28 protein-coding genes and 1 riboswitch are annotated in these 23,874 nt (G+C 37.2%); of the genes, 21 read left to right on the top strand and 7 right to left on the bottom strand.

Annotated elements, in window-relative coordinates:
- The first annotated feature begins 99 nt into the window (after nt 1-99).
- The 4 genes from MHB58_RS10385 (at nt 100) to MHB58_RS10370 (ending at nt 3,068) form a co-directional block, all read left to right on the top strand.
- The gene (locus MHB58_RS10385; RefSeq protein WP_014823727.1) at nt 100-1,296 is read left to right on the top strand and encodes a class I SAM-dependent rRNA methyltransferase; all 1,197 of its coding nucleotides are present in this window, start codon (nt 100-102) and stop codon (nt 1,294-1,296) included.
- A 15-nt stretch (nt 1,297-1,311) separates the two neighbouring features.
- Nucleotides 1,312-1,500, top strand: coding sequence for a hypothetical protein (locus MHB58_RS10380; protein WP_008403793.1), 189 nt, complete (start codon nt 1,312-1,314; stop codon nt 1,498-1,500).
- 123 nt (nt 1,501-1,623) lie between these two features.
- Nucleotides 1,624-2,256 carry a TetR/AcrR family transcriptional regulator gene (locus MHB58_RS10375; protein WP_340735160.1) on the top strand — a complete coding sequence of 211 codons (633 nt, stop codon included), beginning with the start codon at nt 1,624-1,626 and terminating at the stop codon, nt 2,254-2,256.
- 77 nt (nt 2,257-2,333) lie between these two features.
- The gene (locus MHB58_RS10370) at nt 2,334-3,068 is read left to right on the top strand and encodes a glucose 1-dehydrogenase (RefSeq protein ID WP_340735159.1); all 735 of its coding nucleotides are present in this window, start codon (nt 2,334-2,336) and stop codon (nt 3,066-3,068) included.
- Nucleotides 3,069-3,125: 57 nt separating this feature from the next.
- Here the strand turns inward: MHB58_RS10370 and MHB58_RS10365 are convergent, their stop codons facing one another.
- A complete protein-coding gene (locus MHB58_RS10365) occupies nt 3,126-3,701 on the bottom strand; it encodes a copper resistance CopC family protein (RefSeq protein ID WP_340735158.1) in 576 nt (191 codons plus the stop codon).
- A 301-nt stretch (nt 3,702-4,002) separates the two neighbouring features.
- Here MHB58_RS10365 and MHB58_RS10360 point away from each other — a divergent pair, with 301 nt between their 5' ends.
- From MHB58_RS10360 to rarD, 3 genes are all read left to right on the top strand, one after another.
- Nucleotides 4,003-5,766, top strand: coding sequence for an ABC transporter ATP-binding protein (locus MHB58_RS10360; protein ID WP_008403785.1), 1,764 nt, complete (start codon nt 4,003-4,005; stop codon nt 5,764-5,766).
- Nucleotides 5,753-7,522: an ABC transporter ATP-binding protein gene (locus MHB58_RS10355; RefSeq protein ID WP_340735157.1), complete on the top strand. Its 1,770-nt coding sequence runs from the start codon at nt 5,753-5,755 to the stop codon at nt 7,520-7,522. Before MHB58_RS10360 ends, MHB58_RS10355 begins: the two co-directional genes overlap by 14 nt.
- Before the next feature lie 85 nt (nt 7,523-7,607).
- The gene (gene rarD, locus MHB58_RS10350; protein WP_340735156.1) at nt 7,608-8,534 is read left to right on the top strand and encodes an EamA family transporter RarD; all 927 of its coding nucleotides are present in this window, start codon (nt 7,608-7,610) and stop codon (nt 8,532-8,534) included.
- A gap of 79 nt (nt 8,535-8,613) precedes the next feature.
- Here rarD and MHB58_RS10345 read toward each other — a convergent pair whose 3' ends face one another.
- Nucleotides 8,614-9,414 carry a M15 family metallopeptidase gene (locus tag MHB58_RS10345; RefSeq protein WP_340735155.1) on the bottom strand — a complete coding sequence of 267 codons (801 nt, stop codon included), beginning with the start codon at nt 9,412-9,414 and terminating at the stop codon, nt 8,614-8,616.
- 237 nt (nt 9,415-9,651) lie between these two features.
- Nucleotides 9,652-10,875 (bottom strand): MFS transporter, encoded by a 1,224-nt coding sequence (locus MHB58_RS10340; RefSeq protein ID WP_340735154.1) that lies wholly within the window; start codon nt 10,873-10,875, stop codon nt 9,652-9,654.
- A gap of 110 nt (nt 10,876-10,985) precedes the next feature.
- Between MHB58_RS10340 and MHB58_RS10335 the strand changes: the two genes are divergently transcribed.
- A complete protein-coding gene (locus MHB58_RS10335; protein ID WP_340735153.1) occupies nt 10,986-11,369 on the top strand; it encodes a winged helix-turn-helix transcriptional regulator in 384 nt (127 codons plus the stop codon).
- 70 nt (nt 11,370-11,439) lie between these two features.
- Here the strand turns inward: MHB58_RS10335 and MHB58_RS10330 are convergent, their stop codons facing one another.
- On the bottom strand, nt 11,440-12,276 hold the full coding sequence (locus tag MHB58_RS10330) for an aldo/keto reductase (RefSeq protein ID WP_445683158.1): 837 nt from the start codon (nt 12,274-12,276) through the stop codon (nt 11,440-11,442).
- Between the two features lie 539 nt (nt 12,277-12,815).
- Here MHB58_RS10330 and MHB58_RS10325 point away from each other — a divergent pair.
- The 9 genes from MHB58_RS10325 to MHB58_RS10285 all read left to right on the top strand — a co-directional run bounded on the left by MHB58_RS10325 (nt 12,816) and on the right by MHB58_RS10285 (nt 20,107).
- Complete coding sequence (locus MHB58_RS10325; protein WP_014823738.1) at nt 12,816-13,244, top strand: DUF1641 domain-containing protein; 429 nt, start codon at nt 12,816-12,818, stop codon at nt 13,242-13,244.
- A gap of 35 nt (nt 13,245-13,279) precedes the next feature.
- Complete coding sequence (locus tag MHB58_RS10320; RefSeq protein ID WP_065215870.1) at nt 13,280-14,467, top strand: NAD(P)/FAD-dependent oxidoreductase; 1,188 nt, start codon at nt 13,280-13,282, stop codon at nt 14,465-14,467.
- Nucleotides 14,468-14,598: 131 nt separating this feature from the next.
- Nucleotides 14,599-15,222: a serine protease gene (locus tag MHB58_RS10315; RefSeq protein WP_340735151.1), complete on the top strand. Its 624-nt coding sequence runs from the start codon at nt 14,599-14,601 to the stop codon at nt 15,220-15,222.
- Nucleotides 15,223-15,237: 15 nt separating this feature from the next.
- Entirely contained in the window at nt 15,238-16,569 is a 1,332-nt protein-coding gene (locus MHB58_RS10310; protein ID WP_340735150.1) for a dehydrogenase, read from the top strand.
- Nucleotides 16,570-16,652: 83 nt separating this feature from the next.
- A complete protein-coding gene (gene cbpA / locus MHB58_RS10305) occupies nt 16,653-17,294 on the top strand; it encodes a cyclic di-AMP binding protein CbpA (RefSeq protein ID WP_008403771.1) in 642 nt (213 codons plus the stop codon).
- 157 nt (nt 17,295-17,451) lie between these two features.
- Nucleotides 17,452-18,081, top strand: coding sequence for a hypothetical protein (locus MHB58_RS10300; RefSeq protein ID WP_340735149.1), 630 nt, complete (start codon nt 17,452-17,454; stop codon nt 18,079-18,081).
- A gap of 116 nt (nt 18,082-18,197) precedes the next feature.
- Complete coding sequence (locus MHB58_RS10295; RefSeq protein WP_008403769.1) at nt 18,198-18,575, top strand: hypothetical protein; 378 nt, start codon at nt 18,198-18,200, stop codon at nt 18,573-18,575.
- Between the two features lie 214 nt (nt 18,576-18,789).
- Nucleotides 18,790-19,500, top strand: a complete 711-nt coding sequence (locus tag MHB58_RS10290; RefSeq protein WP_008403768.1) for a cytochrome c biogenesis CcdA family protein — start codon at nt 18,790-18,792, stop codon at nt 19,498-19,500.
- Nucleotides 19,501-19,615: 115 nt separating this feature from the next.
- The gene (locus MHB58_RS10285; protein WP_014823743.1) at nt 19,616-20,107 is read left to right on the top strand and encodes a CcdC family protein; all 492 of its coding nucleotides are present in this window, start codon (nt 19,616-19,618) and stop codon (nt 20,105-20,107) included.
- Nucleotides 20,108-20,157: 50 nt separating this feature from the next.
- On the opposite strand, the gene MHB58_RS10280 is transcribed toward MHB58_RS10285, so the two are convergent.
- Entirely contained in the window at nt 20,158-20,592 is a 435-nt protein-coding gene (locus tag MHB58_RS10280) for a DUF2621 domain-containing protein (RefSeq protein ID WP_008403766.1), read from the bottom strand.
- Nucleotides 20,593-20,756: 164 nt separating this feature from the next.
- On the opposite strand from MHB58_RS10280, the gene MHB58_RS10275 reads away from it, so the two are divergent.
- The 4 genes from MHB58_RS10275 (at nt 20,757) to MHB58_RS10260 (ending at nt 22,146) form a co-directional block, all read left to right on the top strand.
- A complete protein-coding gene (locus MHB58_RS10275) occupies nt 20,757-20,975 on the top strand; it encodes a DUF1659 domain-containing protein (RefSeq protein ID WP_008403764.1) in 219 nt (72 codons plus the stop codon).
- Nucleotides 20,976-21,003: 28 nt separating this feature from the next.
- Nucleotides 21,004-21,225, top strand: a complete 222-nt coding sequence (locus tag MHB58_RS10270; protein WP_014823744.1) for a DUF2922 domain-containing protein — start codon at nt 21,004-21,006, stop codon at nt 21,223-21,225.
- A gap of 62 nt (nt 21,226-21,287) precedes the next feature.
- Nucleotides 21,288-21,428, top strand: a complete 141-nt coding sequence (locus MHB58_RS10265; protein WP_008403759.1) for a YvrJ family protein — start codon at nt 21,288-21,290, stop codon at nt 21,426-21,428.
- 106 nt (nt 21,429-21,534) lie between these two features.
- Complete coding sequence (locus MHB58_RS10260) at nt 21,535-22,146, top strand: SCO family protein (protein WP_014823745.1); 612 nt, start codon at nt 21,535-21,537, stop codon at nt 22,144-22,146.
- 310 nt (nt 22,147-22,456) lie between these two features.
- On the opposite strand, the gene MHB58_RS10255 is transcribed toward MHB58_RS10260, so the two are convergent.
- A complete protein-coding gene (locus MHB58_RS10255; protein WP_014823746.1) occupies nt 22,457-22,651 on the bottom strand; it encodes a hypothetical protein in 195 nt (64 codons plus the stop codon).
- A gap of 23 nt (nt 22,652-22,674) precedes the next feature.
- On the bottom strand, nt 22,675-23,358 hold the full coding sequence (locus tag MHB58_RS10250; RefSeq protein WP_014823747.1) for a VC0807 family protein: 684 nt from the start codon (nt 23,356-23,358) through the stop codon (nt 22,675-22,677).
- A gap of 316 nt (nt 23,359-23,674) precedes the next feature.
- A riboswitch (FMN riboswitch) is annotated at nt 23,675-23,812 on the top strand.
- The last annotated feature ends 62 nt before the right edge of the window (nt 23,813-23,874 follow it).

Genomic DNA, 23,874 nt, shown 5'->3' with positions numbered 1-23,874 from the left:
TCGCAAGCTTTCGTAGTAAACTGATATTGTACGGAGAGATTTGTATTTAAAACAAGTCTCTCTTTTTTATGAACGAAAAACAGTAGTAAGGATGAAAGCATGAGAAAAAAAACAGAACTACAAGTAGATAGTAAAGCGATTAAGGATTTAACAAATGGCAATCCATTGATATTAAAAGATACGGTTGTTATGCCGGAAGCGTCAATTGAAGAAGGTAGTCTTCTTCATTTAGTCGATAAAAGCGGCGGCTATATTGCAACTGGCTATTACGGTATTCAAAATAAAGGGATCGGCTGGGTGCTGACACGTAAAGAAAAAGAGCAGATTGATGTGAAGTTCTTTACGAAAAAAATCCGTGAAGCTGCTGAAAAACGTGCAGACTTTTTTGCCTCTGAAGATACAACAGCTTTCCGCGTGTTTAATGGCGAAGGTGACGGCATTGGCGGTTTGACAATCGATTTCTTTAACGGCTATTACATGGTGAGCTGGTACAGTGGAGGAATTTATTCGTTCCGTACGGACATTTATGAGGCATTGAATGCAGCAGTGAATACACGAGGGATTTATGAAAAACTGCGCTTTGATACAAATGGTCAATATATCGATCAGGATGATTATGTATCAGGTGAAAAGGGCGAATTCCCGCTGATCGTTCAGGAAAACGGCATGAATTTTGCGGTTGATCTGAATGACGGGGCAATGACAGGAATTTTCCTGGATCAGCGAAATGTACGCAAAGCATTACGTGACCGCTATTCAACTGATAAGACGGTGCTAAATACATTCTCGTACACAGGTGCGTTTTCGGTTGCCGCTGCTTTAGGCGGTGCATCAGGTACGACGAGTGTCGATCTGGCTAAACGCAGCTTGCCGAAAACAATTGAGCAATTCAGTGTGAATGGAATCGACTATGAATCACAAGATATTAAAGTGATGAACGTATTTGATTATTTCAGTTATGCAGCAAGAAAAGGCATGAAGTTCGACGTAGTTGTACTGGATCCGCCAAGCTTTGCCCGTACGAAAAAAATGACGTTCAGTACGTCAAAAGATTATCCGAAATTGCTCAAGGATGCGTTAACTATTACAAACGATGGTGGCGTTATTATCGCATCGACAAACAATGCAAGCTTTAATATGAAAAAGTTCAAAACATTTATCGACAAAGCGTTTAAAGATTATGGTGCACGCTATAAAATTTTAGAAGAGCACCAGTTGCCGGAAGATTTCACGGTGCCGCATAATTTCCCGGAATTCAATTATTTAAAAGTAGTCATCATTCAAGTGATGAACTAATCGGAGTGATATTATATGAAATACAATAAAACAACGATGCTGAAATTAATCAACGAGCATCGCGAACTGCATGACGAACTGAAAAAACTGAAATCGGAAATGGGACTGGAAAAAAACTTCGCCGTTAAAGCGCTGTACCATTCAGCTGTGGCGGAAGATGGCCCATATATGAAAGATTATCAGGACTTGGAACGTTTACGCTAATATACGCACCACAACGATTGAATACAATTGTTGTGGTGTATTTTTTTGGATCTTACTATAAAAATAAGCGTACATAATCATGATACAATACAGCTATAATATGTAAAATTGAGGGGAATACTATTGAGCATTAGAGAACAAAGAAAACAACAGCGCAGGGAACAAATAATTCAGGCAGCAAAAACATTGATGTTAAATAACGGAATTCAACAAGTTCAATTACAGGACGTTGCAAATGAAGTAGGGATTGGGATCGCTACATTTTATCGTTATTTTGCGAATAAGGAATTACTCGTTTTAGCAATTAATAATGAAATTACCAGTCAAATGACAAATTCTATCCGGAAAATTGCTAATGGACCTTTGACAGCTTATGAACAGATTGAACGAATATTAACTTATTATATTGAGTTAATCGATGACCCGCAGCATCAATTTGTGAAGTTTTTTAAAGCGTTTGAAGCATATAAACCGATATCTGAAGAGACGGACGAATACAAAGAATTTGTAGATATTCGAAGAGAAATGGCTAATGTTTTGTATTCAATTGCAGAAAAAGGAAATGAAGACCAATCGATCCGAGCAGGCATTGATATTCCGGAGTATGTATTTACAGTTGTTCAAAATATAAGTTACTTTACTGTAGAATCCTATTTGACCGAGCATGATCCTAATCTACCTGTGAAATTAGATCCTAAAAAGCAGTTAAAGCTTATTAAAGAGATGTTTTTACAATTCATAGCTACTAAAAATTGACGGACCGATCAAACATTGTTATTGTTAGTTTTAGATAGTGATAGTTAACTATCATATTATTGAAAGGGTGATTTTTAATGTCTCGATTAACAGGTAAAGTAGCAATTATTACTGGTGCTGCTCAAGGTATGGGTGCTACCCATGCGAAGGCTTTTGTAGAACAAGGTGCAAAAGTAGTTTTAACAGATTTAAATGAAGAAAAAGGGGAAGCGTTTGCTGCAGAATTAGGCGGAAATGCAATCTTCATAAAACAGAACGTTACTTCTGAAGAAGATTGGACAACTGTTATTGCGAAAGCAGAAGAAGCATTTGGTCCGGTAAATGTATTAGTAAACAATGCTGGAATTTCGATGAATAAAAACATGTTAGAAATGTCTTTAGATGAATACATGAAAATCGTCAATATTAACCAAGTATCTGTTTTCTTAGGAATGAAAGCAGTTGCTGCTTCAATGATGAAAGCTGGTAGCGGTTCAATCGTCAACATTTCTTCAATCAACGGCTTAGTTGGTGGTGCTGTAGGTTATACAGATACAAAGTTTGCTGTTCGTGGTATGACAAAAGCAGCTGCATTAAACTTGGCGCCAATGGGTATTCGGGTAAATTCAGTACACCCTGGAGTTATTGCAACGCCGATGATCATGCAGGAAGATGCAAAAGCAGCTATTGAGGAATTTGCAAAGCATATCCCGCTGAAACGCGTATCACAACCAGAAGAAGTATCTCAATTAGTAGTCTTCTTAGCATCAGACGAGTCAAGCTACTCAACAGGTGCAGAGTTTGTAGTAGATGGCGGAATAACAGCTCAGTAAATCGTTAAAAAACTGCACTCAAACTTTATAAAAGTTTGAGTGCAGTTTTTATTTGTTTTATTTCTTCGTTTTCTTAACTAACCATCGCTTATAGCTGTACATCGTTATCACAGTAAGTACTAGTACAATTAGGGCAGTAACAATGATGAGTGTCCAAAATGATCCTTCATCATCCTCATCGGAGTTCGTCTCATCCTTTAATGTATCGACAAGTGAATTGACATCATTTTCAACCTTCTCTGTTGTATCTGCAGCGCTGTCCTCTTCTTTATTCGTCTTAGGCGCATTTACTTTAAATGTAAACGAACCCGTTAACGGATGTCCATCCTCACTAATACTATCCCATTCAACTGTATAAGTGTCATTTGGAAGGGGATCAAGCATAATTCCGGATAGGACACCTTCATTTATTGAAATTGAATGAATCGCCATTTCCTTCCCATCGCTTGCAATAACTTTAAATGTACTGCCTTCTTCAATTTTGCCCCCATACGCTAAATCAATTGTTTGGATATTTTCTGTTACAGTTTCACCTTCTGCAGGATTGGTTGATTCTAGATGCGTATGTGCGTAAACCCCAGGAACAAATAATAAAAAAATAGCAGCCAGTGCAAATAATAATTGTTTCATCATGTTAAAATTTCCCTTCAATTTATTTATCAGTAATGCATGTAACAAAAATTGCGATCCATATTTGGACGGAAAATCCGTACTAAATGGATTTATAATTTTAGTATGGACAAAAAGAAGCTGAAATATTGGATTGAAATATATAAAGAATGCCAAAATTATATGTTTTTATAGACAAGAGATTGACTTAACATTTTTTACAAAAAAATTAATTCGGAATCCGAAAAAAATATTTGTAAAATATATCGGAAAATTAAAATATTTGGTAAAATGGGGGAACTTGAGTAAAAAAGAGGGTGAAAGAATGAAGGTATTTCTTAAATTAGGTTGGTTTTTCAAAGAGCGAAAATACCAATACACAGTCGGTCTTTTTATGCTTGTATTAGTAGCCATCCTGCAGCTCGTACCGCCGAAAATTATCGGCTTCACAATCGATGAAATCGGTACACGGACATTGACGAAAGCAGGTTTGTTTAAATGGCTCGCTATCATCATCGGTGTAGCGATTGCCATGTACATACTGCGCTATTATTGGCGTCAAATGATTTTTGGCTCGTCCAATCTGTTGGCGCGAATATTACGTGAAAAGCTCCATCGCCATTTTACACAGATGTCTCCGTCGTTTTATCAAAAGAATCGTGTTGGTGATTTAATGGCACATGCAACAAATGATATAAGTGCAGTGCAGCAAACAGCTGGTGGAGGGGTTTTAACATTATTTGACTCGCTTACAACAGGGGGCTTTGTAATTTTGGCAATGGCAATTACCATTGACTGGCGTCTTACACTGATTGCGCTCATTCCAATGCCGCTAGTCGCTTTATCAACGAGCTATTACGGCAAGTTGCTTCATGAGCGTTTTCGCCATGCTCAAGCAGCCTTTTCCGACTTGAACGATAAAACTCAGGAAAGTATCAGTGGGATGAAAGTACTGAAAACGTTTGGACAGCAACAGCAGGATGTTGCTGATTTTACGAAGCTTTCCGATGAAGTGGTGGAAAAAAATATGCGCGTAGCAAAAGTCGATTCATTATTTGACCCGACGATTAGCTTCGTTGTTGGTTTAAGTTTTATGCTGAGTCTTGGATTTGGCACGAAATTTATATTGGAAGATGCGATGACGGTCGGTGACTTAGTTACGTTCACGACGTATTTAAGTATTCTGATCTGGCCGATGCTGGCAATTGGGATGTTGTTCAATATCGTTGAGCGAGGCAGCGTTTCGTATGACCGGATCGAACGTATTTTAAATACCCCAATTGAAATTGATGACAAGCTGGATGCTATTGAAGAAAATCCTTCCGGGGATCTTTTATTCAACGTGAAATCCTTTACTTTCCCTGGAGATGCAGCACCTACATTAAGGGATGTGCATTTTGAACTGAAACGCGGCGAAACACTCGGAATCGTCGGTAAAACAGGTGCAGGGAAGACGTCCATTTTAAAGCTGTTGCTCCGTGAGTTTGAAGGATATGAAGGAACGATTCAATTTGGTGCACACAATATAAATGATTATAGGAAAAGTGCTCTGCGTCAGGCGATTGGCTATGTACCGCAAGATCACTTTTTATTCTCAGCAACGCTTTATTCCAATATTGCCTTTGCGAATCCACGGGCAAGCATGGAGGAAGTTCGTGCAGCGGCAGCACTTGCAAATATTGATGAAGATATTATGAGCTTTACAGATGGCTATGACACGATTGTCGGAGAACGGGGAGTATCTCTTTCCGGTGGACAGAAACAGCGTATTTCTATCGCTAGAGCATTGTTAATGAAACCTGAGCTGCTCATATTGGATGATTCTTTATCTGCGGTTGATGCGCGGACAGAAGAAGCAATTCTGCATGCATTAAAAGAAGAGCGGAAAAATGCGACAACGATCATTACGTCGCACCGTCTAAGTGCAATCCAGCAGGCACATATCATTATTGTCGTTGATGAAGGAACAATTATTGAAAAAGGTACCCATGAACAGCTGATGGCACTAGAAGGCAGTTATTATGAAATGTACCAGTTACAGCAACTTGAAAATTTAGTTGAACAAGGGGGGGATCATGATGGCGAATGAGACGATTTCAAGTAAAGAACAGCGCATCGTATTAAAGCGTCTGTTAACCTATTTGAAACCACATAAAAAGATATTGGCTATTGCGCTGTTTCTTCTTGTTCTAACCGTTCTCGGCGATATTATCGGTCCTTATCTGATTAAAGTTTATATTGATGATCATTTAATGATCGGCAATTTTGATATGACTCCAATCGTGACACTCGGTATTGGATACTTTGTAATTCAGTTGCTGAATGTCGTTATCACATACTATCAAAATATAAAATTCCAGGAACTTGCATTGAAAGTCATTCAGCAACTGCGAATTGATGTGTTTTCTAAAATTCACCGATTGGGCATGCGCTATTTTGACCAAGTTCCGGCAGGTTCCATCGTGTCTAGGGCTACAAATGATACCGAAGCGATTAAAGATATGTTCGTGTCGGTACTTATCAGCTTTGTACAGGCGGCGTTTTTAATCGTCGGTGTGTATTTTGCGATGTTTTTCCTGAATGCGAAGCTTGCATTTTATATGCTTTTTTTGCTGCCGGTCATTCTGTACATCATTTGGCTATACCGCAAAATGAGTTCGGTTGTCTATATGCGAATGCGGGAGAAACTCAGTGAGCTTAATGCGAAACTTTCTGAAACATTATCAGGAATGAGCATTGTGCAGGCATTCCGTCAAGAACCACGTTTCAATGATGAATTTGATCGTGTCAATGAAGAGCATTTCCAGTCCATGATGGCCAATACGAAAATGAACAGCCTTCTGCTTCGTCCGATTATTGATTTAGTGTACTTTACAGCGATTGTTATTTTGCTATTTTACTTTGGATGGACATCATTTGAAACAGCGGTAGAAGTAGGCGTTGTCTATGCGTTCATTACATATATGAACCGTTTCTTTGATCCGATCAATCAAGTAATGGAACGTCTGGCACTGTTCCAGCAGGCGATTGTAGCGGCATCCCGCGTATTTGAGCTCTTAGATAATGAAGAACTTGAACCAGTGCAACAGAACAAGCCGGTTCAAGTTTCAAAAGGTCATATCGAATTTAAAAATGTGTCGTTTAGCTATGATGGCAAGCAAGATGTACTGAAAAATATTTCATTCACAGTCAATCCTGGGGAAACAGTTGCGTTAGTCGGGCATACTGGCAGTGGAAAGAGTTCAATTATCAATCTTCTAATGCGTTTTTACGAGTTTAAGCGCGGTGAAATATTAATTGACGGCCAGTCGATTAAAGATTACAAACAACAGGAGCTACGTGCAAAAATGGGGTTAGTACTACAAGACCCATTTCTGTTTTACGGAACGATTGATTCGAACATCAGGCTATATAATGAAAATCTCACTTTACAGAAGGTGAAGGAAGCAGCAGAGTTTGTGCAGGCAAATGATTTCATTGAATCGCTTCCGGATGGTTATGGAAGCCATGTAACAGAGCGTGGTTCGACATTTTCAAGCGGGCAGCGTCAATTGGTGGCATTTGCGCGGACAATTGCGACAAACCCGAAAATTCTTGTCCTTGACGAAGCAACGGCAGCGATCGATACTGAAACGGAAGTCGGCATCCAGCAATCATTGGAAAACATGCGAAAAGGCCGTACAACGATAGCAATTGCCCACAGACTTTCAACAATCCAGGATGCAGAGCAAATACTAGTATTGCATAAAGGCGAAATTGTCGAACGCGGTACACACCAACAACTTATCGCACAAAAAGGGTTATATCACAAAATGTACTTACTGCAAAATGGTATAGTGGAATAATTTAATGAGTCTATGAAGCTACAATTATTTACTTCTCAAATATGGACATCTATAATGAGAGTATCAAAAATTAGAAGGTGCACCAATGTCAGAACAAAAAAAGGGCGTCTTTTTAGCAATCGGCGCCTATTTAATGTGGGGGATCATTCCCCTGTACTGGAAGCAACTGCAGCATGTCGGCAGTGTAGAAATATTAGTAGGACGTGTAATTTGGTCCTTTGTATTCACCGTCCTGTTTGTATTGCTGATCCGTCAGTATAAACAAATGATCGTAGATATCATAATGCTTTGGAAAAATAAGAAACAGTTTATTCTACTGTTCGTAGCATCGGTTTTCGTTTCGCTGAATTGGGGAATATTCATTTGGGCAGTAAACAATGGACATTTACTTCAAACGAGTTTAGGTTATTATATTAACCCGCTTATATCGGTATTGTTTGGGATGATCTTTTTTAAAGAGAAAATTTCCCGGGCAACTGCGGTAGCTGTCACCATTGCGGCAATAGGCGTAGGGTATCAGGCTGTATTAGGAGGAACAATTCCTTGGGTATCACTGGCGCTGGCGCTAACTTTTGCTTTTTATGGTGTAATTAAAAAGCAAATTCCACTCGATGCGACACGCGGACTCGCAATCGAAACATTGTTTGTTTTACCGATTGCTGTGTCAATATACATTTACTTAATGAACACATCGGAAATTGCTTTTATGCATGTGGACTGGAAAACTAACCTATTGTTAATGGGCGGCGGGATCGTAACAGCCTTGCCACTTGTCCTATTTGCAAAAAGTGCGCAAAAAATCCCACTTTATTTAATGGGCTTTATTCAATTTTTGGCACCAACGATTAGTTTAATGCTCGGCATCTTTTTATACAAGGAGCCGTTTACACTGACAGAATTCATAACATTCCTATGTATTTGGCTGGCGGTATTCATCTTTTCCGCATCCAAAGTGCTCGAAGCAAGAAAAAATCATGCAACGTATAATAAAGAACATGAAGTTAAAGTTTAATCAATCGATCAAAATAAAAATCGACCAATCTGCAATTGGTCGATTTTTTTATTTATCTCAAGTAAATACTTGACACCGATTATTTTTCCTCCAATACGGAAGTAATAATATACCCGCTCACATTATCACCAGATACCTTGATATTCTTTGATTCAGGTGTGTTAACAGATGTCTTGTTATCCGTATATTGTACGAAATAAGTTGTATCATTTACTTTCATTTTATAAAATTGCTTCTCTTTAAGATAAGCGATATATTCCTCAAAAGCGAAAGCGTGCTGTTGCATTTTTATGCTATGGGGCAAGCCTATGTAACGGAAATGCCAAGGTTCATACTCAATTCCGGTAATATCGACTTTATCTTTAGGATAGCGCAGGATGTAGCCGAATTCCGCTGCATGTTGTTCCATCCATTTACCTTCTGCCGCATTTTCCATTTTGCCGACAGTCGAACCAATATCAATCGATAAGCCTGTCTGATGTTCACTATAGCCGGCAGGCAGCGAGTAATCAGCACCATATTGATCGAAAAGCTGTTTCTGAAGTGTTCTGCTGCGATAGGCACTATTAATAATAAAGTGCTCGATTCCAGCATCCGCTGCAGCATGGAATAATTGGTCAAGTGGTTCAATAGCCTGTTCTTCAAGAAAATACTCTGAATTGACGATCACATTATCAGCAATATCATAAGGAATAGTGGCTAAATTGTCAGGTTCCTCCTGTAATGCAACATCCCGGTTGACAAGGACAAGATCCCCGTCTGAAACGGAATACGATGCAAGTGAAAGCTGCTGAGGTAAGTCAGGAGCATTAACTTGTTCATTCGTAAAAACTTGAAAGCCAATTAAGGCAAAAATAAATAAAAATATAATCTTTTTCATTAAATAACGCTCCTTCAATCTAAGCATAGCAAATAAAACGGACTATTGATGATTTAAATTGTGAAGAAATTCTGAAGAACGAGAACATCATGTACCGAAGTATTTTCAGGAAATTACTTAAAAACTTATCGGGTTAGCGTTCTATTTAGAATATTTTCCGTAATAGAGTATAAACAAAAATAGAAACCATCTCCTACAATAATGTTGGAGAGGTTTCTATCATTTTTAATTAATATATTAGGGTTTGGATATTGGTGTGAATTTATTTGCCTTCCAAATGTTTTGTTTATTTTCAACAATCATCCAAACTAACGTAATACTTGCTGCAATGATAACCATTAAAAATCCGTATAGGGGCGTATTGTCCAGTGATTGATAATGAACAATTAAACCGCCGATATATGAACCGAGGAAGATCCCGATATTGAATGCTGAAATATTTAAAGCGGAAGCCATCGCAGTGGCTGCCGGCACATATTTTTCGGATAGCTGAACGGCATACAGTTGTAAGCCCGGCACATTCATAAACATAAAAAGCCCCATTGCTAACACCATTATGAGTCCCATAACTTTAGAGTCAAATGTGAAATATACACCAAGTAACGTTAACGCCAGTCCAATAAAGAAAATAAATATCGCACGCAATGGTTTAGTGTTTGCAAAATGGCCACCGATTGTATTTCCTATTGCGACACATATACCATATACAACCAATATTACGACAATTGCATGAGGGGAATAGCCCATTTGATTTTCAAGAATAGGGGTCACATATGTGTAAACAACAAATACGCCTCCGTAACCCATTGCTGTAATAAATAAAATTAATAGCATACGGAAATTGCTTAATACTTTTCCGATATCACTTAATGAAATCGGCTTACTTTTTGTTAAATTATTTGGCACAAGGAACGCATTGCTGATCAGCCCAATTATGCCAATAACGACGATAAAGATGAATGATAGCCGCCAATCCGTTACTTGGCCAATGAATGTTCCTAAAGGTACTCCACTGACAGTTGCCAAAGTTAATCCTGTAAACATAAAAGCGATGGCACTTGCCCGTTTGTTAGGTGCCACAACGTCAGCCGCAATAACCGCCGCAATCGACATAAATACACCATGAGCAAAAGCAGAAATAATGCGTCCAATCAATAGTAAAGTAAATGTTGGTGCTATCGCTACCCATAAATTACCGACGATAAAAAGTACCATTACGAGCAACAGCACCTTTTTACGGTCAAGCCGGGATGTTAAAACCGTTAAAATTGGTGCTCCGATTGTAACGCCTAATGCATAGATTGATACTGTTAATCCTGCAGTACTTAAAGTAATACCAAACTCATTTGTGATGAGCGGGAGCAATCCAACGCTAATAAATTCTGTGGAACCAATACCAAACGAACTGATTGCTAACGCAAGAAGTGTTAATCTGGCGTTTGGTGTTTTTGATGTAGACATATTAAAAAGAACTCCTTTGATTTATTTTATAGGTTATAGTATTATTCATACATACTATAAAAGCGTGTACAGTACTTTTAGTTACTTTTGATAATAATGGGGGTTTCAAATTGAAAAAAGTTTATAATATCGGTGTAGAAGCAACACTTGAAGTTATTGGAGGTAAATGGAAACCTGTCATTCTTTGTCACCTCAATCACCATGGTCAAATCCGGACAAATGAATTTCGCCGATTAATTCCCGGCATTTCACAAAAAATGCTGACGTCCCAATTACGCGAACTGGAAAAATGCGGTTTAATTAATCGTAAGGTGTTTAACCAAGTACCACCGAAAGTTGAATATTCTTTAACCCCATATGGACACGAGATGGAGCCGGTGCTTAACTTACTTTGCACGTGGGGCGAGAATCATATTGAAAAATTAATAGAGAATGGTGAAGAAGTTCTACTAATGCAACGAGATGATGATATTGCAGTGCAAAAGCTGTCTTAATGAAAAAATGAAAGCCTCAAGTTATTTTGAGGCTTTTCGTCTCTGCAATTTTCAAATATTCAGTTTAAAATTAGAAATCAAAAACTTCCGGATCTGGACCGACACGTTTATCTAAATTCATCGCATTGATGATCTGCATTTCTTCATCAGTAAGACTAAAGTCAAAAATGTCGGCATTTTGCGCCATCCGCTCTTTACGAACTGATTTAGGAATCGTGATTACTTCATTTTGAATATCCCAACGTAAAATAACTTGTGAATTTGATTTTCCATATTTTTCGGCAATTTTTGCAATTGTCGTATCTTCGAGTAGACCCCCTTGCATTAATGGAGCCCAAGCTTCCAACTGAATATTGTGTTCTTTACAAAATTCACGTAATGATCGTTGTTGTAAACGCGGGTGAAACTCTACTTGATTAATGACTGGTGTTACACGAGCAGTTTTCAATAAATCCTGCAGATGCGAGATATTGAAATTGCAAACCCCGATTGCTCTGATTTTGCCTTCCTGATATAGATCCTCTAAAGCGGTCCAAGATTCGGCAAATTTATCATTACCCGGCCAATGAATTAAATAGAGATCCAAATAATCCAGCCCTAATTTTTCCAGGCTTTCTTCGTAAGCTGAAATAGTTTCCTCATAATTTAAACCGGCATTCCAAACTTTAGATGTGATGAATAAGTCCTCTCTATTTAAGCCGGTCGAAGCCAGTGCTAATTGTATACCCTCTCCAACACCCGCTTCGTTGCCGTAAATAGCGGCTGTATCAATGCTGCGGTAACCTAGCTCAATCGCATTTTTAACGATTTCAGCCGTTGTATCGTTTTCTACCTGAAAGACTCCAAGGCCCATTGCCGGCATTTCTACCTCATTATTTAATTTGATTGTATCCTGTAAACTAGTAATCATTTATTGATCCTCCAATTGAATAAGTATTCCGTTGCTTTTTTAGTATGGATCCATTTAAAAATTAAAAAAAGTACGCACTTTTTCGTTTCATAGCAACGTGGAGGTTCCTATTGAGACAAATCAACCGTTTAAAGAGAAATTTTTTTAGAAAAATATTATGGAGGGGAGTTGGGGAGGGGGGTGAATCATTTTTTACTTGTAAAGAATTTTGTTTTCTATCATATAAATACCTAATTAACCTTTAATAATGATAAGAAACAACTATTCAAATAATTCAAATATTAAAAATAGTGAAGGGAAATTTTTATTATAAAATACACAAAAATACGCTAAATACATAAAAACAAAATTTTTTTAAATAATAAAATTACAGAATATTCTTGAATTAAGTTTTTCGGTCGTTTATTTCCGTTTTCTAATTGTAACAAACGAATCTTTGTGCTATCGTTGCTTATTGAATGGTATGTGAAAGTTTTTACAATTGGGTATGAAATTTTCGAAAAAATAATATTAAGTGATGGCAAAGGAGAGTTATTATGTCAGAAATGAATAATCAGCAGGTAGAAAAAGTGGCTGTTACACAAGAGCAATTAGATGTATTAGATCAGTTACTAAAGCCAGAGGTACAAGCTTCATTAACTACTTTAGTAGATAACTTACCAAAATTGGCAGAGATGACTACATTATTAACAAAAACTTATGATTTTGCGACTAGTGTTGCAACAGACGAAACATTAAAAAATGATACAGTTGCGGCTGTAACAGAAATGGCTAGCCCAGTTGTTGGTACTGCAAAATCATTGGCACAAACAGCGATTGAAGCGAAAGACCGTGCTGAAGTCAGCAATGAAACAGTAGGTGTATTCGGCTTATTAAAAATGTTAAAAGACCCACAAGTTCAAGGGGCATTACGTTTTGCTAATGCATTTTTACAAGTAGCATCTGAACGTAAACAAATGAAATAATTTGTATAATCTAATTTTATTGGAGGATTTTTAATATGGTAACTAAAGAAATCGTTATTTTAGGTGCTGGATTTGCTGGTGTATTAGCAGCACAAACAGCTCGTAAATATTTAAATAAAGACGAAGCGCGTATTACAGTTGTAAACCAATTCCCTACACATCAAATCATTACTGAATTACACCGTTTAGCTGGAGGTACAATTGCTGAAGGTGCTGTAGCATTGCCACTTGAAAAGATTTTCAAAGGTTATGACATCAACTTGGAAATCGCAAAAGTAAACAGCTTTGACGTTGAAAGCAAAAATGTAGTACTTTCAAACGGCAAAACATTACAATACGATACATTAGTTGTTGCTCTAGGTAGCCAAACTGGTTTCTTCGGAATCCCAGGTTTAGAGGAAAACTCTTTCGTATTGAAATCAGTAGATGAAGCAAATGCAATTCGCGAGCATATTGAAGCACGCATTAAAGCATATGCAACAACAAAAGACGAAGCAGATGCTACAATCGTTATCGGCGGTGGCGGTTTAACAGGCGTTGAGCTTGTTGGTGAAATCGTAGACCACTTCCCTAAAGTTGCTGCGAAATATGGTGTTAAATTTGAAGACCTTAAAATCAAATTAGTTGAAGCAGGTCCAAAAATCTTGCCAGTATTCCCGGAAAACTTAATCGATCGTGCAACTAAGTCATTATCTAAGCGCGGTGTAGAATTCATTACATCAACACCTGTTACTGGTGTTGAAGGCAATGTCATTCAATTAAAAGACCGTGAGCCAATCGTTGCAAACACATTAGTATGGACAGGTGGAGTTGCTCCGCTTCCATTAGTAGCTGAATCAGGTTTAGCTGCAGATCGCGGTAAAGCAACAATCAATGACTTCTTACAATCTACTTCACATCCTGAAGTATTTGTTATTGGTGATGCATCAGCACATATTCCAAACCCAGGTGACCGCCCAACTTATGCGCCAACTGCTCAAGTAGCGTGGCAGCAAGGTGAAACTGCTGGTTACAACATTTTTGCACAAATTAAAGGTGCTGACTTAAAAGAATTCAAATTTACTAACTCAGGTACTTTAGGTTCTTTAGGTCGTAAAGACGGTATTGCTACAGTTGGAGCAAACAACACTCAATTAGTAGGTTTACCAGCTTCATTAATGAAAGAAGCTTCAAATATCCGCTATATGACTCATATTAAAGCGTTATTTGGCCTAGCATATTAATTCATATTAATTAGATTAGACATACCCGAAAGTCACTTTCTTTCGGGTATGTCTTTTTATTTTACAAAATACAACAAAATTTAACAAATAACTATTATAATGGTAGTAAAGGTTGTAAATGAGGTGTGGAGATGAAGGATTTTGATACATCGAATTCGTTATTTATATTAACTGAACAACAGTTGGAACAATTTAAACAGCTTGAACATTTTGAATACTTTTACCATTTAATCCGCCATGACTTTACACACTTATCTTTTGCTAAAGACAGTGTAAGTGATGTTTGGATTTACTTTTATTTTGAGGAAGAGCCGGTCATCAATTCCGAGTATGCCCTCATTTTTTTGTTGCGAAATTTTATGTTGAATGAGATCCTTGTCAGTTCGAAATTAAAACGACTGAAAAAAACAACGGTTGGATCTTATACGAATGCTTTAATGGCTTCGGTAATGACAGTCAATTTATTTTTGGATCTTTTGCGTGATGTACTCGAATCATTATCAAAAGAACAATATGATTTATATATGAAATTTGAAAACAGCTCAAAGCAATTATTTAATGATCGCTTCTATGAATACGAACATTATCCAAAAAAACTCGTCCAAATCGAAACAATCATAATAAAAAATCTGCGCCAGTATTTAGAAGAGAATGCAGCAATATATAATGATTTTAAACAGAAAGTCATTCGTTTTATGGACCAATTTTCAATAATTAAAAGAGAACTGTACGAGCCATTATCTTTGGAAAAATAGGAGGTGTATATAACGATGGGGGAGCAACTTAAGACATTGCAGCTTGACCATTATCGATCACAAACATTTACATCATTGGATGCACATTATGAGGCATATAGAGCAATGTTCACATCATTACTAGAAGAGGGGAACGTTGAAAAGGTGAGTGACTTTCTACGTTTTGACAGTGAACCTTTTGTTTTAGCTAATAGCAATCTGAAGATTTTACAGCTGTTGTTGGATCAGGAAGAGCATTTTAAAGAAAATCTTAAGGAGTGCTTAGCTCAACTTTATATAATTATTGGGCACTGTTATTATTTCAGCATTGAATTTGTTCAGGCGAAAAAATATTATAGACTTGCGAGCAGCCTGGCATTGGAAGATGAAAATTATGCATTGCTGTCACTTGCGATGAATAATTATTATGCAACCCAAATGGACGAATTACCGAAAGAAATTTTTTGGGGAATCAGCAAAATACCTGCTGTCTTTTTAAAGATGGGGAGACCGGAAGATGATCGGTTTTTGCTTGTCCGTTTTATAACACATATTGAAATGTCATTGCAGCTTGGAAAAGTAGATTATGCGGAAAAGTTATTCAATGATTATTTTAAAGAGTATCCATTTGAAAAGTTTTCCCGAATCGATCTCCATGTCCGTGTCCTGAGAGGGAAAATTCTATTTGAAAATGGCCGATATGAATGTGCAATTGAAGTAATGCATAAAGTACTCCTGCTTTGCATGAAAGCGAATAGCCATAAGGACTTAGTACAGGAATGCTATAAATATATTACCCGTTCCTACAAGCTGATTAACGAAGAAATCCTCTTAAAAAAGATGGAGCAGTATCAGTCACGTTTTTACCGTAAAATTGAAACCGATAAACGTTATATGGAAAAATATATTAAAACGTCCACGACAAACGATTTTGAACTGGATAAAAGCTTTATATCGCCATTACAGCAGTTTCATCTCACGGGTGCATATCTATTGAACTCAGTGAAAGATGAGGGGTATACGCTCGTTCTAGTTGATTGTAAAGTGGTGGCGACAGAAAAAGAGAAGTTGAATGACATTATTCATTTAATCAATGAAGAAATGATGAGAGTGATGAAAGATGTCATCATCACGAGTACACGCCTTGATGAATCGACAATCGGCTATATTATTCAGCTGTCTGAAAACTGTACCGATGCACTATGTGCAAAGGTTTTCTATAAAATCCGTGAATATTATCCGAAAAACAGCAGTGTACTGGAGGCCATCTATTTTGCCTCAGTAAATAATAAAGAAAATAGTTTAACTAGCTATCAAAAATGCCTGGATTTAGCCTATGCGTATATTTATTATGAAATTTACAAATAGGAAATACGAAATATTCTAAAAATTACTTTCGTATTTGAATCACTACCATTAAAATAAGAGTAGTATATCAAGGAGGTAATGCCATGTTAGTTAAACAAAGGTATGTAAAGAAAAAAGATGTAAGCTATGTAAAAGAGACGGACCCGATTAAAGACGTGCTCGGTCAGTTAAATGATAATGGCTACAGATGCATCCCGGTATTGGATGAAGCAGGTGAAAAATTCGTCGGAAATATTTATAAAATCGAAGTGCTCGAATATAAATTAAAGGAAGGCGATATGAAAGCTCCGGTAAAAGCACTGACTGAAGAAGCAGATGCATTCGTCCACGAAAACAGTTCATTTTTTGAAGTATTCCATTCGATTAAACAGTTGCCTTATTTGGCGGTTGTTGATACGAAAGGGAACTTTGCGGGCATTTTACCTCATTCTAAAGTATTTGAGCTATTGGAAGAGGCGTGGGGATACCGAACAGGTAGCTGTGCCATTACAATTGCTTTGCCGGACACGGACGGAATTTTAATAAGAGTTTTGACGGCGGTCAAAAAGGTGTGGCCTCTGCATTGTGTGTTCTCGCTTGATGATGACACGACCTATTTACGTCGTGTAGTTATTACTCTGGCAAAAGGCGCGAAACAATCGACAGTGGACGAGCTAGAAGCCGCCATCTTAAAACAAGGGGCACGCATTATTGATTTGGAAGTATTTGATAAAGAAAATTTTTAATAGTAAAGCGTTTCGTTCAATAGAGCGAATCGCTTTTTTTTTGCAAGCAAGAAATGTTTAATTGTGTACTAATACAGAATTTGAAAAATAAAGAGGGTTTTAATCTTTTCTATCGAAATTTTATGTTAAAAGGGGATTCGTAGAAAGGGGAATATGAATGTTTATCCAAATAAATGAAGAAAAAATAGAGTTCACTAAAGTAGAGATAATTGTACTAGAACAGGGCATTTCCGACTTATTTGAGAGTTTTGATAAAAAAACGTTGGGCGAGCTTACGAAACAAAAGAAATACGAGCATTTAAAAGACTGTGTAAACAAACAGAAATATTTATTGGATATGCCAGCAGGGGCTGCATTAAAATCTCTTAAAGAGGAAGGCAACCCTATTTACAGACAGTTTTTAAATAATTACGGTGACCTGATCTACTCGCGCTTTGTTGTTAGTGGAGATGAGAATTTATTGAAACAGCGAGGTATTTATACGATTGTTGCAAACAATGAACTGAAATTTTGTGGTGTTTGCGCAAGAACTTTTAAAGAGCGTTTTAATCAGCATATTGGCAGCATATATGCAAAAGGTTGCTATCGGGATGGAACGTCTACACATTGCCATGTAAACGCAAAGATAACACAGCTTTTGCCGATGAGCGATGTGCATTTTGCAATATATCCAATGGAAAATGAAAAAGCAATGAATAAACTGAAAAATGCAATTGTGAAACGCTTCGAACCAGAATGGAATTTACGGTCCAACAGAGAAATTTTCGAATTATCTTCATCTTTTTAAAAAATTCTGCCTTCATCTTAAGAGATATAGGCAGAATTTTTCTGTTTACTATATTTTTCCGGTTTCATTTTCGACAAAAAGCGGGAATAGTAAGTGAAAAAAGTAGGTGATTTATCATGCAGGCAGCATTAAAACATTACAGGCAAACACACAGTGAATATTTATGGTTGCATATTTTGGCAGCTGTCGTATTAGTATTTACATCCGTATTCTGGTTTGTACTCCCATACTTCATGATTCATTACGGAAAATATACGACAAACGTATTCCAACAATCTTTGTTGTTGATCGCATTGTATACCATTCCTTCCATTTTTATCACATTGCATTGCTGGTTTATTAACTTTAAGGCAGCTCTTCGATGGAAAAAAAGCTATCCTAAGGAATGTGTATGGCGCTGGTCGCTTAGGTTCCAATTTATTACGATTTCAATTGTGGTCCTGTTTACCTCGGTCATTTATTCCAGTCTTTTTATTATTGATATGATTCGATAATAAAACACGCCCTTCTTTTCTCAAATGTGCTAAAGTGTCAGTCCAATCATGCAGACAGAGCATTTATTTTTCAAACATTAGCGCGGCACTTTCGCACATTTACCTTTCAAATCAACCACAAAATGCTGTCAAAAAATTTTCATTTAAAAAAGCAAGTAATGTATGGGGAAATTTGGTACGATGAAGGTATCAATGTTAAGGAGAATGAAGCAGCATGAATACAGATTTAAATATCCTTTTAGCGTTTGGTGCCGGGTTTTTAAGTTTTATTTCACCATGTACGCTACCGCTCTATCCTGCATTTTTGTCCTACATAACCGGTATGACACTCGATGAGCTGAAAGCCGAAAAAGGGATGATGCAAAAACGCGCAATTTTACATACTTTATTTTTCTTGCTTGGATTTTCGATTATATTTATCGCCATCGGATTTGGAACATCGTTAGCGAAAGATTTCTTTTTTCAATACCAGGACTTACTGCGTCAAATTGGAGCCATTTTAATTGTCGCATTCGGTTTAATGATTGTCGGTCTGCTGCAAATTGACTTTTTAATGAAAGACCGCAAGTTCCAGTTTAAAAACCGACCATCCGGATATTTAGGTTCGGTGCTGATCGGTCTTGCTTTTGCAGCGGGATGGACTCCTTGTACAGGACCAATACTGGCAGCGATAATTACCCTTGGTGGAACGAATCCTGACTCGGCAATGTGGTATATGCTAGCATACTACTTAGGTTTTGCTATCCCATTCTTTACATTGTCATTCTTCATTTCACGAATGAACTGGATTCGCACACATAGCCAAAAAATCATAGTAGTTGGCGGCTATATTATGATTGCGGTCGGAATTTTATTGTTCTTTGACGGATTGACGTATATTATTAATCTTCTCTTGCCGATTTTCGATGGTTTTAAAGGATTCTGACAGTTCCCTGCTTAATAAGACCGTGCTATACTAAGGGAAGTAATATAAGGGAAAAAGGGTGCATGATTCGTATATACCAGATCTTTACACGCGTTCATGCAAGAGGAGGAATATGATGTTTGACAGTATACCTTCTCACTATTTATTAATTGGTTCGACGATTATGGCAGTCTTAATGGGCTCATTCGTAATGTTCATAAGACTACGTGCACAAAAAAAGCCGGTATCCACAAAAAAAATACTCATCCCGCCTTTTGCGATGTCAACAGGTGCACTGATGTTTATTTTTGAGGAATTTCGTGTAGCGCCAATTCAAATAGTAGAAGCGGCCGCACTAGGCTTGTTATTTTCATCTGTATTAATCTTAACGTCGAAGTTTGAAGTGCGAGACGGCGCAATTTATATGAAGCAATCTAAAGCATTTCCATTCATATTAGTGGGATTACTTGTACTACGTATTATTTTGAAATTAATATTTGCCGATACATTTGATGTCGGTGAACTGGCCGGTATGTTCTTTATCTTGGCTTTCTCTATGATTTTGCCGTGGCGAATCGGTATGCTTATTAAATATAAGAAGCTTGAAAAATCGCATATTATCGCATAAAAAAGACTGTCTCTAAAAGTTTTATACTTTTAAAGACAGTCTTTTTCGTTTTACGTCTCAAATAAATGATCATAATTTGTCGTATCAATTCTCATTTCATCGAGCTTTTTACGTAAAAACTTATGGTCGCGCTTTGGCGAAGCGATAATATAGCCACGAATAATTAAGTCCAAGTCGATTTTTGTGGCACGTTCATTCAGGGCGATTTCACCGATTTTACCGGCAATCTTTTCTTTGGCAACTTGCCGGAATAACTCTGGTACAGGACTGACAAGCTCGGTAAGTAATTGTTTTTCATCTTCACCCCATAGATGAATCGTTTTATCTAAGTATATGTTTTGCCAATCTAAATCCGATTTACCATCCTGTTTCGGCAGGGCCTTCAAAAACTTGCGGAACATAAAAAAGCCGCCAATCCCCATAAGCGAAATCAATACTACAACCCAAAATAAAATAAACCATAAAAACCAGCCATCTAAGCCCACAATGTTCACCTCATTACTTAATATTGTCTACGAAATTTCTTCTACTAATCTATTGGTGATAAACCTCATTATTGTCTATTATATAAGTTTTTGTAATTTTTTTCATCGTCATTGTCCCTTTTTTCTGTAAATCATGACATATATAGGGCAAGGAGGTGAGAAACATGAATGAATTTGGATTTTTATCTGCGACGTTGACAGTTTATTATCAGACAGGGCTTGATGAATTTAATGAGCCAATGATTAAAAGTTCCACATTCCGTAACTTGGAAAGAAACGCAACAGCCCAGCAGCTGTACACAGTTGGGACAACAATCGTCGGCTTAACAGATTACGATTATATCGAATCTGTGAAAACGCAGAAAGAAACGATTACAGCTTAATCAAGTGTAAAGAAAAGGAGGTGAGCTTATGGCACAAGTTTTACAATTAACATTTGCCAACATTGCAGGAAGCACAATGACGATCAATATTAATGATCCTAAGCCGAATTTAACGGAGGCAGAAGTGAATGCAGCGATGCAAACAATTATTGATCAGGCGGTATTTTCGAAAGACGGATTTTTGTTCAATGTAAAAAAATCTGCGCGTATTGTTGAGCGTAATGTAACAGCAATTGAACTGATCAGCTAATAGCAAGGCCGGCGAAGTGTGATACTTTGCCGGCTTCTTTAAATAAAAATGGAGGGATTATAATGGACCAGTGGATTGCCATTCTTCAGGAAGTAACGTTTCCGATCTTTATATCTTTTTATTTACTGTATCGGATAGAAACAAAACTTGAAGCGATTCATACAGCACTCGTATCATTGCATCATCCTGCAGATAGAGCGTGAGAAACTCTTCACAATGTTGACACACGTCCTTTCTTCCAATAACTATTGAGAATATACTAAATATTGGGTAAGATGAGAGTAATGTTCAAAGAGTGGAGAGAGAGAAATGAAAACGAAAAACATAGTATTCGCACTTATGCTCTTGGCAGCAACTGTACTTACAGCATGCAGCAATTATCAGTTTAAACCGACGACCAACTTTGAAATTAGCGAGTTTACGATGACCGATCACCGTAACAATGAAGTGACACGGGACAGCCTAAAAGGGGAACCATGGCTTGCAATGTTCATCTTCACAAGCTGTACAACAATTTGCTCGCCAATGACAATGAATATGACCCGTGTCCAGGATCATCTCGAGAAAAAAGGGCTGGAAGATTATAAAATTGTCGCGTTTTCCGTTGATCCGGACTACGACACACCGGCGCGTTTGACAGAATATTTATCGCGCCATACACCAGTAGATGAATCAAAATGGCATATGCTGACAGGATACGATCAAAAATTTATTGAGCAGTTTGGCAGAAACTCATTTAAAACACCTGTCCAGTCGATTGAAGGGAACGATCAAGTTATCCATGCCGATACATTTTTCCTAGTGGATGAAAAAGGAATCGCCGTGAAAAACTATTCAGGCTATGGCACTGGCGAAGATGGTGTTCCATATGAAACGATTGCGAGTGATATGGAAGCACTCATTGACGAACGTCTAAATTAATAGTGAAATGAAAGATTAACTTGCGAAAAAAGTGTAGCTGCTTTTTAAGCAAGTTTTTTTATGGAGTGAGGGCTTTTCTAATAAAAAATAAACTGTGCTAATAAAACCGCATATTTTCTAATAAGTTGCGGATTTTCTAATAATGGAGCTGGATATGCTAATATCAGTTCCTGATTAGCTAATAAGCACGCCAACTTTTCTAATTTCACCTGCAGAAGTGCTAATATAAATAAATTTCTTCTAATAAAAGTAATCAAAAAAAATGCGAAATGCCGATAATGTAACATTTCGCACCTTGATTATATTCTCGTTAAAAAGTCCCTTTAAATTTCCCGGGTTTTACGACATAGCCTTCAATAATAAACCCGCAATCGGTACAAATAATGTACTCGATATTGCATCCTAAACTTAATTTATTAACAGGTGACATAACACTGTACCCGCTATGTTTTCCTCTACCTAATTCCGTACCGCCACATTTTGGACATTCTTTAATGTTTGTCATCTCCATCACCCTTTCGAAAAAAATTAATCCGCCACAATGTCAAGTTCTGGCAGCTTTTCATCCTTCTTTTCCTGTAAACGATTCGTATATTTTTGAACAATTACGTTGATGTAAAAGAACATCCCCATGACAATTCCGGAAAATACCCAACTTGCTACACGTTTATAAATCAGCATATCCCCATAACTGTCAATTCCGTATTTCCGTAGCAAAAAGACCGTAATTCCTGCCATAACAAGTCCTCGAATAATGAAAACAATCTGGATCAGCTGAAACCATCCGAAAATCCCTTTTTGAAAGAACAAAGCTTTACTGTCCTTTCGTGCATAGCCTTGCAAATATGCAAAATCAATTGCAACATACAAAGGAAAAGGCTTTTTTATAATAAATAAAATTACATAGAGAAATGTGTAAAAAAGACCTAAATAAACATTATTCCAAATCATTTGCTCCGCTGAACCTGACAATAAATCTAACGTAGTACCTATAAGCATCGAGCCTAAAATAAACAAGCCCGTCACATTAAACTGCCGATCCTTAGCAAAGCGGTAAACAGTATAAATTATCCCGGGAACAGTGGACAGCAGCATCGCAGCATAGTCACCAAAAGGCTCTCGGCCAAACTTCCATATTGCATAGGGTAAAGCTGCATAAAACAGTAGTTCTAGAAAGATAAGATATTTATTCGACTGTGAATTATTCGCCATAAAAGCCTCCATTATCGTTAAAAAGGTATTTGTTTTTTATATTACTGAAGATTATCCGACACTATATTTTATTCGAATTAAAACTTAAAAAAAGCAACCAAGCAATGAGAAACAATTAAAATCAGCTTGCAATAACTCCTTTCTATTTTCTGTTATATTATGTATATTATTCTACATATTACCATTAGTAAAGTTTCAAAATATTAATTTGATAGAGGGGTAGATGTAAAAAGATTGAGGGAACAAAAAGTAAGTAAGTGCTAAAATACTATTAGCTTTTTAATTTATTTATGTTACAATAACTTTCAAATAAAATAATTTCCTTCGGGGTCGGGTGAAATTCCCAATCGACGGTGATGAGTTAATCTCTAAGCCCGTGAGCCACTTTTTTGTGTGCAGGATTTTGGTGCAAATCCAAAGCCGACAGTTATAGTCTGGATGGGAGAAGGAATGGCAACACATTTTTAAAATTTTTTGATTTTTAATGTGGTTTTTTGCTATACACTTTTCCTGTCG

It is taken from the genome of Solibacillus sp. FSL K6-1554 (genome assembly GCF_038005185.1).
GTDB lineage: Bacteria > Bacillota > Bacilli > Bacillales_A > Planococcaceae > Solibacillus > Solibacillus silvestris.
This window is presented reverse-complemented; position numbering and strand designations above follow the sequence as displayed.